This is a genomic window from Nocardioides luteus (assembly GCF_014648595.1).
In the GTDB taxonomy this organism is placed as follows: domain Bacteria; phylum Actinomycetota; class Actinomycetes; order Propionibacteriales; family Nocardioidaceae; genus Nocardioides; species Nocardioides luteus.
Window position 1 is genome coordinate 47155 of the sequence record NZ_BMRK01000006.1, and the last position, 13019, is coordinate 60173.

At 70.3% G+C, this 13019-nt stretch carries 15 protein-coding genes; 2 read left to right on the forward strand and 13 right to left on the reverse strand.

Features of this window, described 5'->3' with window-relative positions; translation table 11 throughout:
• Nucleotides 1–9 precede the first annotated feature (9 nt).
• The 8 genes from IEY81_RS09425 to IEY81_RS09460 all read right to left on the reverse strand — a co-directional run bounded on the left by IEY81_RS09425 (nt 10) and on the right by IEY81_RS09460 (nt 6770).
• Nucleotides 10–1212, reverse strand: coding sequence for an oxygenase MpaB family protein (locus IEY81_RS09425; RefSeq protein ID WP_189118228.1), 1203 nt, complete (start codon nt 1210–1212; stop codon nt 10–12).
• Nucleotides 1213–1316: 104 nt separating this feature from the next.
• Complete coding sequence (locus tag IEY81_RS09430) at nt 1317–2504, reverse strand: MFS transporter (protein WP_189118229.1); 1188 nt, start codon at nt 2502–2504, stop codon at nt 1317–1319.
• A 1-nt stretch (nt 2505) separates the two neighbouring features.
• Nucleotides 2506–3549: a MerR family transcriptional regulator gene (locus tag IEY81_RS09435; protein WP_189118230.1), complete on the reverse strand. Its 1044-nt coding sequence runs from the start codon at nt 3547–3549 to the stop codon at nt 2506–2508.
• Nucleotides 3550–3752: 203 nt separating this feature from the next.
• Nucleotides 3753–4538, reverse strand: a complete 786-nt coding sequence (locus tag IEY81_RS09440; RefSeq protein WP_229787603.1) for a TrmH family RNA methyltransferase — start codon at nt 4536–4538, stop codon at nt 3753–3755.
• Nucleotides 4539–4543: 5 nt separating this feature from the next.
• Complete coding sequence (gene rplT, locus IEY81_RS09445; protein WP_045550240.1) at nt 4544–4927, reverse strand: 50S ribosomal protein L20; 384 nt, start codon at nt 4925–4927, stop codon at nt 4544–4546.
• A gap of 47 nt (nt 4928–4974) precedes the next feature.
• Nucleotides 4975–5187 carry a large ribosomal subunit protein bL35 gene (locus IEY81_RS09450; protein WP_008359371.1) on the reverse strand — a complete coding sequence of 71 codons (213 nt, stop codon included), beginning with the start codon at nt 5185–5187 and terminating at the stop codon, nt 4975–4977.
• 74 nt (nt 5188–5261) lie between these two features.
• Nucleotides 5262–5945: a translation initiation factor IF-3 gene (gene infC, locus IEY81_RS09455; protein WP_189118393.1), complete on the reverse strand. Its 684-nt coding sequence runs from the start codon at nt 5943–5945 to the stop codon at nt 5262–5264.
• Nucleotides 5946–6275: 330 nt separating this feature from the next.
• Nucleotides 6276–6770 carry an SseB family protein gene (locus IEY81_RS09460; RefSeq protein ID WP_229787605.1) on the reverse strand — a complete coding sequence of 165 codons (495 nt, stop codon included), beginning with the start codon at nt 6768–6770 and terminating at the stop codon, nt 6276–6278.
• 76 nt (nt 6771–6846) lie between these two features.
• Here IEY81_RS09460 and IEY81_RS09465 point away from each other — a divergent pair, with 76 nt between their 5' ends.
• Both IEY81_RS09465 and IEY81_RS09470 read left to right on the forward strand, forming a co-directional pair.
• A complete protein-coding gene (locus IEY81_RS09465) occupies nt 6847–7338 on the forward strand; it encodes a cellulose synthase (protein ID WP_189118232.1) in 492 nt (163 codons plus the stop codon).
• 1 nt (nt 7339) lies between these two features.
• Nucleotides 7340–7888, forward strand: a complete 549-nt coding sequence (locus IEY81_RS09470) for a uridine kinase family protein (protein ID WP_229787607.1) — start codon at nt 7340–7342, stop codon at nt 7886–7888.
• 22 nt (nt 7889–7910) lie between these two features.
• On the opposite strand, the gene IEY81_RS09475 is transcribed toward IEY81_RS09470, so the two are convergent.
• The 5 genes from IEY81_RS09475 to IEY81_RS09495 form a co-directional block, all read right to left on the reverse strand.
• Entirely contained in the window at nt 7911–8858 is a 948-nt protein-coding gene (locus IEY81_RS09475; protein WP_189118233.1) for a TauD/TfdA dioxygenase family protein, read from the reverse strand.
• Nucleotides 8859–8873: 15 nt separating this feature from the next.
• On the reverse strand, nt 8874–9782 hold the full coding sequence (locus tag IEY81_RS09480) for an ABC transporter permease (RefSeq protein ID WP_189118234.1): 909 nt from the start codon (nt 9780–9782) through the stop codon (nt 8874–8876).
• Nucleotides 9775–11034 carry a quaternary amine ABC transporter ATP-binding protein gene (locus IEY81_RS09485; protein WP_189118235.1) on the reverse strand — a complete coding sequence of 420 codons (1260 nt, stop codon included), beginning with the start codon at nt 11032–11034 and terminating at the stop codon, nt 9775–9777. Before IEY81_RS09485 ends, IEY81_RS09480 begins: the two co-directional genes overlap by 8 nt.
• Nucleotides 11034–11990, reverse strand: coding sequence for an ABC transporter substrate-binding protein (locus IEY81_RS09490; RefSeq protein ID WP_229787609.1), 957 nt, complete (start codon nt 11988–11990; stop codon nt 11034–11036). The genes IEY81_RS09485 and IEY81_RS09490 overlap by 1 nt, the downstream gene beginning before the upstream one ends.
• Nucleotides 11991–12108: 118 nt before the next feature.
• Complete coding sequence (locus tag IEY81_RS09495) at nt 12109–12993, reverse strand: LysR family transcriptional regulator (protein ID WP_189118237.1); 885 nt, start codon at nt 12991–12993, stop codon at nt 12109–12111.
• Nucleotides 12994–13019 lie beyond the last annotated feature (26 nt).

The window sequence follows — 13019 nt, forward strand, 5'->3', positions numbered from 1 at the left end:
CCGAGCGCCCTACTCCGGCCGGTTGCTCAACGGCAGGGTGATCGGCGCCGGGTCGCCGGGCGAGAAGTAGATCTTGATGAATGTGTGCACCGCCTCCGGGAGCAGGTTGGAGATGATCGGGATGTTCGGCACCGTGCCCTGGTAGGACCTGACCAGCAGCGGCACCGCGCCCGCCCAGACCTGTGCGAGCACCGGGTCCTTGTCGAAGTCGATCATGTCGGCGTACGCGTCGCCGATGACGTAGCGGCCCAGCGACTCGAGCTCGTGGCGCAGCAGCGGGTTGCCCTCGCCGATGACCGAGTCGAGCAGCGCCTGGCCGAGCTCGGCGCCCTCGCGGGTCGCACCCGTCGCCGGCCCCATCACCTGGTCGTACTGCGCGTACGCCGCGGCCCAGTCCTTCGGCAGGTACTCGTCCTGCACCCCCAGCAGGTGGAGGTCGACGTTCCACGCGTGCAGGAACGCGTCGGCGAGCTCCTTGCTCGGCGCGATGTCCCACTCGGTGAACTTCTTCATCACCCAGGTGCCGAGGCTGTGGAAGGTGACCAGGATGTCGGCCTGGCTGATCGGGATCTCCTGGCCCGCGCCGACGTGGGGCCAGTGCGGCGACTGCGGCAGCAGGTGGCGTACGGCGGCGTGAACCATGCGAGTTTTCACAGAGTCGACCATCAGCCGGCCGGTGGCGGTCCAGCCCTGGGCGTCCATCACGTCGTAGCCGAGCACGGTCGTCTTGGCGATCCGGTCGCGCATGTCCGAGCCGCCGTAGGAGTAGTAGACCGACCAGGCCTCGCGCTTGATCGCGCAGCTGATCAGGCCGCTGCCGAGGGTGTAGAGGAGCGCGAGGAAGAAGCCGTACCTCTCCTCGTTGAAGGTGCCCGCCAGCTTCAGCTTGCCCTGGTCGGCCCAGGCCGGGAGGGCACGCGCCTCCTCGATGAAGTCGGCCAGATAGCCCGGCAGGCCCTCGGGCAGCGGCTGGTCGTTGGTGGTCCAGCCCCTGAGGATCTCGTTGACCTCGGCGACCTTGTCGGTCCCCTCGCCGTAGAGACGCTCGATGACCGGGTCGGCGAGGACGTCCCAGACGTACTCCGGGTCCAGACCTTTGCCCGTGCCCGCGTCCGACGCGCTCGGTGCCCAGGTCCACAGCGGGAGGGTCGCGCCCGCGGCCGCAGCCGCACCGCCCGAGGCCAGCAACCGCCGTCTGCTCACGTTCGTCATGCCGTGCTCCTTCGCAACGCCTGGAGAGCTTCCGCATCACGAGTGAAACAGGTTTTGTCTCCGTGTATCAGACCCCTCGGGGTATCGACCGCGCGCGCTGTCCGTTACCCGCTGATGTCGACGAGCTCGCCGGGCTGAGGGACCCGGGCCACCCGCACGGCCGCCGGGACGGTGGCCAGCAGGAGCACGGCGACGACCGCGAGAGCCAGCCGTACGTCGACCGCTGCCGCCGCTCCGAGCAGCGGTGTCGCGATCAGGATCGGGCCGGTCTGGGCCAGCTGGGTCAGGCTCGAGAACCGGGCGAGCATCTCCGGTGGGGTGCGGGCGACGTAGGCCGGGAAGAGGTAGGTGGTGAGCATCGTGGTGCCGACGCCGACAAGGGCGATCGCCACGACGCCCGCCCAGATCTCGGTACGCAGCGCCAGCAGGACCGCACCGCCGGCAGCCAACGCCGGCCCGGCGACCGCGACCCGCGCGGGCGGGGCTCCCCACCGGGCGACCACAAGGGTCGTCACCAGTCCGCCGCCCACCCAGGCGCCCGAGACCAGACCGATCTCGGCGGCGGTCCAGCCACGCTCGCGGCCGGCGAGCGGGAGGGCGAGCATGACCAGCGGGAGCACCGTCATCGCGAGGCCGCTGACCGCGACCAGTACCGGCACGACGCCGGGCGTCCTCGCCGCCTCCCTCGCCCCGTCGGCCAGGCTGCGCCAGACCGAGCCCTGCGCGGGCTTGGGGACCGGCTCGTGCGGCGGGCGGACGAGGAGCAGCGCGAGCAGCACGACGGCGAAGGTCGCGGCATCCAGCCCGGCGGTCAACGGCAGACCGCCGTGACCGATCAGGAAACCGCCGACCGCAGGGCCGGCCGTGCGAGCGACCTGGTGGGCCGAGCCGACCATCGCCATCCGCCGGTCGAGGTCGTCGCTGCCGAAGAGCCTCGGGAAGACGCTCTCCGCCGGCCGTCGCAGGGCCTGGATGGTGCCGGAGAGGGCGCCGACCGCGACCAGCATCCACAGTCCGGCACCGTCGATCGCGCCGACCGCGAACGCCGCCATGACCAGCACCATCGCGGCGTCGCAGGCCGCCATCGTGCGGCGGATCCCGACCCGGTCCGCCAGCACTCCCCCGGCGAGCACCAGCACGGCGAGCGGGATGCCCTCGATGGTCAGCACCAGGCTGGCCGCGTCGGCACCGAAGCCCGCCGCCGCCCAGCCGACCGCGAAGAAGGTCACCGAGTCACCGAAGACCGAGGCGGTCGAGGCCGCCAGCCAGCGACGAAAGCCCCCGGCACGCACCTCAGGCCGCCGGGTCGTGGCGCACCGGCATGACCAGCGCAGTGAACCCTGGCTGATAGGGCGAGGTCACCACCACCGGCCGCTCCGGCGCGGTCACCGCGAGCTGCACCTCGTCGCCCAAGCACGCGGCCAGGGCGCGGCCGAAGAGAGCGGTGCCGAGCCTGAGCTGCACCGTCGGGCCGGTCACCACGCCGCGTACGCTGCTCTGCTCGGCGGTGTGCGGTGAGCGCAGCCGGGTCTTCTCGGCGAGGAAGAGGTCGACCTCGGCATAGCCCGCGGCATCGAGGCCGGAGACGAGATCGGCCTTGGCGAGCACCGCATGGGTCACCGCCGGCTCCAGGCCGGCGAGCACCAGCCGGTGGGCCGGGTAGGTGATGTCGCGGCCGAGCTCCTGCCCGGCGAGCGTGAGGGTGCCGTCGGCGAGGTGCAGCTCCGCGATGGGGATCGCGTCGAGCCGGTCGGCCAGCGCGGTGGCGTCCGGGACGGAGAGCACCGCCCGGGCGCCGTCCCCCTCGGTCGTGGCCGGCAGCGTGCGTACCGCCATCCAGTAGCGGTTGGTCGCCACCACGTCCACGCCGCCGTCGCCGACGTCGATCAGCACCGAGGCCAGCTCGGAGGCTGGGTCGGACTCGGCGGCATGTCGCACCTGTCGGATCGACGCGGCCAGCACCGGACCAAGCAGCTCGACCGTCGCCGGCCTCGCGGCGGGGCCCGCGTCGACGGCGGCCAGCACGCCGCGCACGGCCTCCTCGGCCCGCGCCGTGCGCGCGCTCTGGTCCTCGAGAAAGGTCGTCAGCGCTGCCCGAGCCTCCGGCACCGCGGAGTCGAGCACGACTCGCATCGTCTCGATCGGCACCCCCGCCTCCCGCATCCCCACGATCAGCCGCGCGCGGTCGGCCAGCTCAGGGGTGTAGTAGCGATATCCGGTCCCGGCGTCGACCTCCGCAGGCACCAGCAGCCCGCACTCGTCGTAATGACGCAGCGCGCTCGCCGTCAGCCCCACAGCCCGCGCAAACGCCCCGATCGTCAAGAGTGGCTCATCCATGCCCGAAACCCTCCCCCTTCAAGCGAGCCGAAGGTCAACCCCCGCCGAGAAGTCAGATTCTGACCCCGAGACGTCAGAAATCGACGGCGAGTGGTCGGAAATTGGCATCGAGAGGTCAGTCGCCGACTGACCTCTCGATGTCGAGAACCGACGCCTCGACGTCGATCTCTGACCTCTCGACGTCGATCTCTGACCTCTCGGCGTCAGATCTTGACGTCTCGGTGGTGGGCTTTGGCGCTGGCGTAGAGGCAGAGGGCGGCGGCGGTGGAGAGGTTCAGGGACTCGGCGCGGCCGAAGATGGGGATGCTGACGATCTCGTCGGCGGCCGCGGAGAGCTCTGGGGGCAGGCCCCAGGCCTCGTTGCCCATCAGCCAGGCGGTGGGCCCGGCGAGGAGGGCGTCGGCGGTGAAGAGGTCGGCGGTGCCGTGCATGTCGGCGGCCAGGACCTTCAGGCCGGCCGACTTGGCGGCCTTGATCGCCACCAGCGGGTCGCGCTCGAGGGCGATCGGCAGGTGGAAGGCGGAGCCGACCGAGGCGCGGACGGTCTTGGGGTTGTAGAGGTCGACGGAGTCGCCGGCGAGGACCACCCCGGAGGCTCCGGCGGCGTCCGCGCAGCGGATGACGGTGCCGGCGTTGCCGGGGTCGCGTACGTCGGCGCAGATCACCACGAGCGGACCAACGATGTCGTCCAGCGACACGTCCAGGAACCGGCACAGTGCCACCACCCCAGCGGGAGTGACCGAGTCGGACAGGCCCGCCATGGCGCGGTCGTCGACCAGGGTGACGGGCTGGTCGGCCAGCAGCGAGGCGTACGTCTCGGCACCCGTGAGGGTCGCGAAGATCTCCTGCACGCAGCCGGCGACGCCGAGGGCGCCTTCGACCGCCTTCGGCCCGTCGGCAAGGAAGAGCCGCCGCTCGGCACGGGCCGAGCGGCGGCTCAACTTGCGAGCCTCCTTGACGCGGCTGTTGGCCGCGGAGAGAGGCGTCATATGACTCAGGCGTTCGCCGGGGCGTTGACGTCCTCCGGCAGAGCGGCCTTGGCCTGCGCGACGAGCGCGTTGAACGCAGCCACGTCATTGACGGCGAGCTCGGCGAGGATCTTGCGGTCGACCTCGATGCCGGCCAGGTTGAGACCCTGGATGAAGCGGTTGTAGGTCATGCCCTCGGCGCGCGCGGCCGCGTTGATCCGCTGGATCCAGAGGCGACGGAAGTTGCCCTTGTTCTTGCGGCGGTCGTTGTAGGAGTAGACCAGCGAGTGGGTGACCTGCTCCTTCGCCTTGCGGTAGAGGCGCGAGCGCTGGCCCCGGTAACCGGAAGCCCGCTCGAGGGTGGTGCGACGCTTCTTCGCAGCGTTCACTGCGCGCTTGACGCGTGCCATTTCAGTGCTCCTTGAATGCTATGGGGAAAGTTCGGGGTGACCAGTGCTCAGCGACCGAGCAGCTTCTTCGCGCGCTTGACGTCGGCGGGGGCGAGCTCCACCAGACCGGCGTTGCGGCGGTGCTTCTTGCGCGAGCCGGTGGTCGGGGCGGAGGCGAACGCAGCGCCGGACTTCCGGCCGGCCTGCAGGCGCTGGATCTTCCCGGAACCGGTCACCTTGAAGCGCTTCTTGGAACCGGAGTGGGTCTTGTTCTTCGGCATGTTCTTCTCTCTCTCGTCGTCCGGCCGGTCACGGGGCGCCGCGGCGGCGGAAGTCTGTTGTCAGGCCCGGAGGCTCAGACGTCGATGTCGGGGTCGAGGTTCTCCGAGCGGCGCTTGACCTTGGGGGTCGAAGCCGGACGGGCGGCGTTGGCGGCGGTGCGCTCGGCCTTCTCGGCGGCCTCGTCGGCAGCACGCTCGGCGGCCTTCTCCTCCTTGGCCGTCTTCGCCTCGATCTTGGCGTCGGCCTTCTTCTTGTGAGGGCCGAGGACCATGGTCATGTTGCGGCCGTCCTGCTTGGGCGCGGACTCGACGAAGCCCAGCTCCTGGACGTCGTCGGCCAGCTGCTGGAGCAGGCGGAAGCCGAGCTCGGGACGGTGCTGCTCACGACCGCGGAACATGATCGTGATCTTGACCTTGTCCCCGGCGTTGAGGAACCGCACGACGTGACCCTTCTTGGTCTCGTAGTCGTGCTTGTCGATCTTCGGACGAAGCTTCATCTCCTTGATGATCACGTTCGTCTGGTTTCGACGGGCTTCACGGGCCTTCTGGGCGTTCTCGTACTTGAACTTCCCGTAGTCCATGAGCTTGCAGACCGGCGGCTTGCCCTGCGGGGCGATCTCGACGAGGTCGAGGTCGGCCTCCTGGGCCAGGCGCAGCGCGTCAGGGGTCGGCACGATGCCGACCGTCTCTCCGTTGGGACCAACGAGGCGGACCTCGGGAACCCGGATCCGGTCGTTGATACGAAGCTCAGTGCTGATGTGTCCTCCAGTGGTAGGTGGCTGCGGAGGCGCTGGATCTTGCCCTCCGGGCCGCGTGCACGAGCGGTCCGGAAACCAAAAAAGGCTTCCGCTGGATAGTCACAAGCGGAAGCCAGTCAGACGCTCGCCCGTGCATGGGCTCGCACCACCGAATCCATTGCACAGGCAAGTCTTCGGGACCGGACCCGACGACCTGTGTTGCTGGGCGGTCGATGCGGGTGGGAGAACGCTTTCGTGATCTCCGCTTGTCGGATCAGACCGACGCGTACGTCGGCTGATCGGTCAACACGGAACACTACTGCAACATTCCGCGCTGTCCCAATCGTGGACTCAGGGCTTGACCCAGGCGGTACGCGGCCCCACGGTCGCCAGCTGCCAGCCCTCGGCCACCTTGTGGAGGTCGTCGCCCTCGATCGCGAACGGCACCGGACCGGCGAGGTCGAAGACGAGGGCGTCGGCGCCGTCGTGGACCGCGGCCTGAGCGGCGTCGCGCAGCGAGACCGGCACCGGGCGGGCGTCGGCCTGCCAGGCCTGCAGCGGCGCGGTGCCGGTGAACCCGAGCAGCGCCTGGCGGCCGTCGGCACCGGTGAGCAGGACGGTGGCCATGTCGGAGGTCTTGTCGTGGGCCAGACCGGCCTCGTCGACCTCGACCTCGCCGAGCACGGCGACGACCGGGACCAGCACCCGTGTGGCCGACAGCGTGGTGAGCACGTCGGCGTGGGTCGCCTGGCCCGCTGCGTACGACCTCATCACGGTCGCGACCTCCGCACTGGTCTCGCCGGTGTCTCCGGGGAATGCCGTGCCGAGGAGTCGCTTGTCGTTCACTCCTCCATTGAACCTCAGGGCAGACATCGGGGACAGTCCGGGTGTCAGACGACCGTGACGGTGGAAGACTGGGGGCATGGACCAAGGCGCCTACCTCGCACTAGCAGCCGCCCTCACCGTTCTGGGGGCGATCTGGACCTGGGTCGCGTTCCGAAGGCGCGGCCTCGGATCCGGCGTGCGGGCGCTCGGCTGGACACTGCTCGCCCCGGCCGCCTACCTGACCGGCATCCTGCGCGCGGGCAGCCGCATCGTGGACGCGCTCGCCGACTGGGCCGCGCGGCTGGTCTTCAGCCCGATGGTCTGGGCCGGCTTCGGCCTCGCCGCGCTGGCGATCGTGCTGATCTTCCTCTCCCGTGTCCTGCCCAGGAAGGAGCGGCCCACCCGGGCCGCGCGCAGGGAGGCTCGCCGAGAGCCCGGTTCAGCCACCGGTCCCGGCGCTGGTCCCGGCGCTGGCCCCGCCGCCGTCGGCGCCCCGGCGCAGAAGACCTCGCAGGGTCCGGTGATCGACGACGATGACGAGGACATGGCCGACGTGAACGACATCCTGAAGAAGTACGGCATCTCCTGACTTGAGCGCTCCAGCCGATCAGCCCGCCGCCGACCTGCTGATGATCGCGATGAGCCGCCCGGCCACCCTCGGCCCGGGCCGGCTGATCTGCATCGACGGACCGGCCGGCTCCGGAAAGACCACCCTGGCCACCACCCTGGCCGAGATGACCCAGGCGCCGGTGGTCCACATGGACGACCTCTACGCAGGCTGGGACGGCCTCGAGGCCGGCATCGCCCAGTTCCACACGATCCTGCCCCCGCTCGCCAGCGGCGCGGCCGGCTCCTACCGGCGCTACGACTGGCACCGCGGCGACTACGCCGAGGAGGTCCTGGTCCCGCCCGCTCCCCTGCTGGTCATCGAGGGCGTCGGCAGCGGCGCTGCCGCGTACGACGACCTCCGCACCGCGCTGGCCTGGGTCGACGCTCCCGCGGACCAGCGCAAGGAGCGTGGCCTCGGCCGCGACGGCGACACCTTCGCGCCCCACTGGGACGCATGGGCCGCCGCCGAGGCCGAGCACTTCGCGACGAACGGTACGCAGGCGCGCGCCGACATCGTGGTGATGACCTAGCCGCGCGGCTCGACCAGCGGAGTCAGGAGATCAGCTCGTCCAGCCTGCTGTAGGCGCGGGCATCGCCGGCGAGGACCTCCGAGCGGCGCCCGTCGACCGAGACCGGTACGTCACCGGCGACCGTGACCCGGCGCATCTCGCGCGGGTGGTGGTCGAAGTCGGCGACCGCGTAGTGCTGGGTGGCACGGTTGTCCCACATCGCCACGTCGCCGGGCCGCCAGGCCCAGCGCGAGGTGTTCTCCAGCTTGGTGATCCGGTCCTGGAACATGTTGAACAGGTGGATCGACTCGGTGGAGGTCAGGCCTTCGAACTCCTTCACGAACGAGCCGAGCACCAGCGACCGCTCCCCCGTCTCCGGGTGGACGCGGACGACCGGGTGGCGGGTCTCGAAGTGGACCGAGGCGAAGTCGTCACGGGAGTAGTTGGCGTCCGGCTGGTCGTGCTCCTCGTCGCGCTGGGCGTAGTCGTAGGAGTTGGTGTGCACCGCCCACAGCTCGTCGGCCAGCGCCTTCAGCGGCGCGGGCAGGCGGTCGTAGGCGGCCGCGGTGTTGGCCCAGATGGTGGTGCCGCCGTAAGGCGGCAGGGTGACCGCGCGCAGCACCGAGATCGCCGGGACCCGGTCGACGAAGGTGACGTCGGTGTGCCAGGCGTTGGCCGCCATGCCGGCGTTGGCGGTGACCCGCAGCACCCGTCCCGAGCCGGTGTTGACCGTCGGGTGGGCGGTCGTCAGCTCGCCGAACCGGGCCGCGAAGGCGCTCTGCTCTTCGTCGGTGAGCCCGTCCTGGCCCCGGAAGAAGAGCACCTTGTGGCGCAGCAGGGCGTTGCGTACGTCCTGGATCTGGGTGTCGTCGGCATCGGCCAGGCGCAGGCCCTCGATGACGGCGCCGATCCGGGCGCCGGCGCGGCGGACCCGCAAACCCGACGGCGTCTCGACGACGTCGGCGGGGCGGTGCAGCTCGGTGATGGTCACGGTTGGTTCTCCTCCTCAGGCGGCGGTGAGCTCGGGCTCGGGGGCGTTGTCGTCGGCACCGTCGCGGCGGCCGAACCTCGGCCACCAGGACGGCACCAGGCCACGCTGGCCGCCGAGGGCGGCCGAGACGCGGTCGAGGTAGATCGCGATGACGACGACGGCGAGACCGCCCTCGATCGACGCACCGATCTGCAGGCCCTGGACGGCGTTGACGACGACTCCACCGAGGCCGGAGCCGCCGACCAGACCGGCCACGACGACCATCGACAGAGCCAGCATGATCACCTGGTTGACGCCGGTCATGATCGAGTCCTTGGCCAGCGGGAGCTGCACCTCGCGCAGGATCTCCCAGCGGCCGGCGCCGAAGGCGGTGGCCGCCTCGACGGTCTCGGCGTCGACCTGGTTGATGCCGAGCTGGGTGAGGCGTACCGCCGGCGGCAGCGCGAAGACGATCGTGGCGACCAGGCCCGGCGCGTCGCCGACACCGAAGAAGAGGATCGTCGGCAGCAGGTAGACGAAGACCGGCAGGGTCTGCATCAGGTCGAGCACGGGCCGCAGGGCCGCCCGCAGCGGTGGCGAGAACGCCGACCAGATGCCCAGCGGGATGCCGATCACCAGCGCGACGAAGGTCGCGACCAGCACCGAGGTGGTGGTCTGCATGGTCTCGTACCAGAGATCCATCGACTCGATCAGAAGCAGCCCGAGGGTCAGCACCACGGTCAGCACGAGCTTGCGGGTGACCAGCAGCGCAATCACGGCGAGCACGATGATCATCGCGAGGGGCGGCAGCCCACCGAGCACGTTGTAGACCATCCGGAGGAGGAAGTTGAGGCCCTCCTTGATGCCGTCGAAGAACGGTCCGAGGTTGTCGGTGAGGAAGTTGATGACGTCCTCACCGATGTCACCGATGTGAAGGTCAGGCATGGGCCACCTCCTGGTCCTCCTCGTCGACCGTGGAGAGCGTCGAGAGGATCACCCCGCGCGGCACCACCCCGAGCAGCCGGTTGTCGTCGTCGACGACGGTGACGGGCACGACCTGCCGCCCCGCCAGATGCATGAAGTCGCCGACCACGTCGCTCTCCTTGACCTTGTGGTAGTCGTCGCCGAGCGCCTCCCGGACCGTCTTCGAACGGCGCCGGGTCAGGTCCACCAGACGGTCGTCGGTCACCACGCCCAGCAGCCGGTGGTCGCCGGTGGTGACGAAGGCCCCGGTGACCTCGTTCTCCCCCAGCCGGCGCAGCGCGTCGCGGGGCGAGATGTCCTCGGGCAGTACGAGGCGGGCCGGCCGGAGCAGGTCGCCGGCGCTGAGCACGCGCGCCCGGTCGACGTCGGAGACGAACTCGCTGACGTAGTCGTCGGCCGGGTGGGCCACGATCTCGGGCCCGGGGGCGAGCTGGACGACCCGGCCCTCGCGCATCACCATCACCCGGTCACCGATCCGCATCGCCTCGTTGAGGTCGTGGGTGACGAAGACGGTGGTGCGCTGGTCCTGGGCCTGGAGGTCGACGAGCAGGTCCTGCATGTCGCGCCGGATCAGCGGGTCGAGCGCCGAGAACGGCTCGTCCATCAGCAGGATCGGCGGGTCCACCGCGAGCGCACGGGCCAGGCCGACCCGCTGCCGCATACCGCCGGAGAGCTCGTCCGGGAGCTTGTCGCCACGCCCACCCAGGCCGACCCGCTCGAGGGCGGTGTCGGCGATCTCGAGGCGCTCGGACTTCGAGACGCCGCGTACCTTCAGGCCGTAGGCGGCGTTCTCCCGCACCGTGCGGTGCGGGAACAACGAGAAGTGCTGGAAGACCATCCCGATGCTGTTGTTGCGGATCTCGCGCAGCCGCTGGTCGGAGACCTTGGTGATGTCCTCGCCGTCGATCAGCAGCTCGCCGGCGCTGGGCTCGTTGAGCCGGTTGATCATCCGCAGCACGGTCGACTTGCCGGAGCCGGAGAGGCCCATGACGACGAACATCTCGCCCTTGGCGATCTCGAAGTCGATGTCGTGGGCGCCGAGGTAGCCGCCCGCGGCTGCCGCGGCGGTGCGCGGGTCGTCGGCGGCCAGCGCCCGCTGGGCCTGGCGGCGGCTGAGGCCGTAGACCTTGCTCAGGCCGCGCCCGACGATCGCGGGCGGGACGGCCTCCCCGGTGTGGTCCTGAGGCTGGTCGGCCGGGTTCGTCTCGCTCATCAGATCTCCGCCTTCTCGCCGTCGGCGTCCTCGACCCCGTCGAGGAACTCCGCGACCTTGTCGGGGTTGTCGTCGATCCACTTCTCGGCGATGTCGGCGAGCTCCTTCCCGTCCTTGTCGTGGTCGTAGTAGAACTGCCCGGCCTCGTCGGTGGTGAACCGCAGGTTGGCCAGGAACGCGGCGATCTGCGGGTTGTCGTCCTCGTAGCCCTTGCGGGTGACGGTGCGGATCTCACCGGCTCCGCCCCAGACCTTGTCGGGGTCGTCGAGGAAGACCGCGTCGAACTGCACCGTCATCCAGTGCGGGCTCCAGCCGAGGAAGACGATCGGCTGCCCGGCCTTCTGCGACTTCTCGACCTGGGCGAGCATCGCGGGGGTGCCGCTGGCGACGAGCTTCCAGTCGCCCAGCCCGTACGCGTCCTCGTCGATCGCCTTCTGGATCGTCTCGTTGCCCGGGGAACCGGCCTCGATGCCGTAGATCTTCCGCCCGAACTTGGCGGCGTTGGCGTCCAGGTCGGCGAGCGACTCGATGCCGAGCTTCTCGGCGACGTCGCCGGGGACCGCCGGGGCGTACTCGGTGCCCTTCACGATCGTGGAGAGCACCTCGATCTCGCCCTCGTCGATCGGGTCGCCGAAGCTGGGCTCCTGCGAGGGCCACCAGTTGCCGAGGTAGGCGTCGATCTGGCCCGAGGAGACGGCGGTGGCGGCGTTCTCGACGGAGAGGTTCTTCTTGATGCTCGCGTCGTAGCCGAGCTCGCGGAGGATCTGCACGGCGATCTCGTTCTCGACCTGCAGGTCGACCCACGGCTGCTCGGCGAGGACCACCGAGTTCTCGGCTCCTCCGGAGTCGCTCTGGGCGAAACCGTCACGTTCGCTCGCGGTCGTGCAGGCCGTCAGCGAGGCCGCGGCGGCCGCGACAGCCAGTGCGGCCGCAGCGAGACGTCGGGGGCGGCGCATAAGTGCTCCATCCATTCGGTTCATATATGTCTAACACACTAGACATTCCGGTCAGCGCGGTTCCAGCCGGGCGGATGGTGAAGCAAGACAAGGATCGAGATGCAGCGATAGAGAATGTCTATCTCTCGACCAGTTCGGGAAGCTCTTGAGCCAGCGCGACGAACTGCTCCACCAGCGTGTCACCACGTCCTTCCAACCATACGAGGGACACGCTGACCCGGCTCGTCGGCACCAGCGGCACGATCTGTGCCCCGGCCCGCGCCGCCGTGCTCGCCATCCCCTCAGTCAGCACCGCGACGCCCGCACGGGCCAGCACCAGCGGCGTGATCGAGGCGACGTGGGCGGTCTCGATGGCCACCTCGGTCGGCAGGCCGGCCGCCTCGAGCCGCGCGTCCAGGAACGTACGCAGCGCGGTTCCCGCCGGGGTCGCGATCAGACCGAGGTCGGCGAGCTCCTCGATGCCGATCTCGTCGGGCGTCTCGCCGGAGGGCGGGACGAGCGCGACCAGCTCGTGCTCGGCGAGCCGGTGCGACCCGAACGGCCCGCTCGGTGGCGACCCGTCGATCAGGCCGACGTCGACCTCACCCTTGCGCACCTGGTCGAGCACGTCGGAGCGGTGCCGCGGGTCGTTGACCACGACCTGCGCGGCCGGCTGGGTGCGCCGGAACTCGGCGAGCACCGGCACCAGCGGCTCGACGGCCCAGACCGTGCTGGAGGTGATCCGCAGCCGGCCGAACCCGTGGTCGGACACGGAGCGGACCGCTCCGGCGGCGAGCTCGAAGCCGCGTACGACCCGGCGGGCGGGGCCGAGCAGCGCCGAGCCGGCCTGGGTCAACCGCACTCCCCTGCCGTGACGTTCGAAGAGGGCACCGCCGAGCTCGCGCTCGAGCCCTCGCACCGCGTACGACAGCGACGGCTGGGCCACGTGGAGCCGGGCGGCAGCGCTGGTGAAGCTGCCGGCCTCGGCGATCGCGAGGAAGAACTCCAGCTGTCGTCTCTCCATTCTTCGAGGCTAGCGCCACCGGTCGT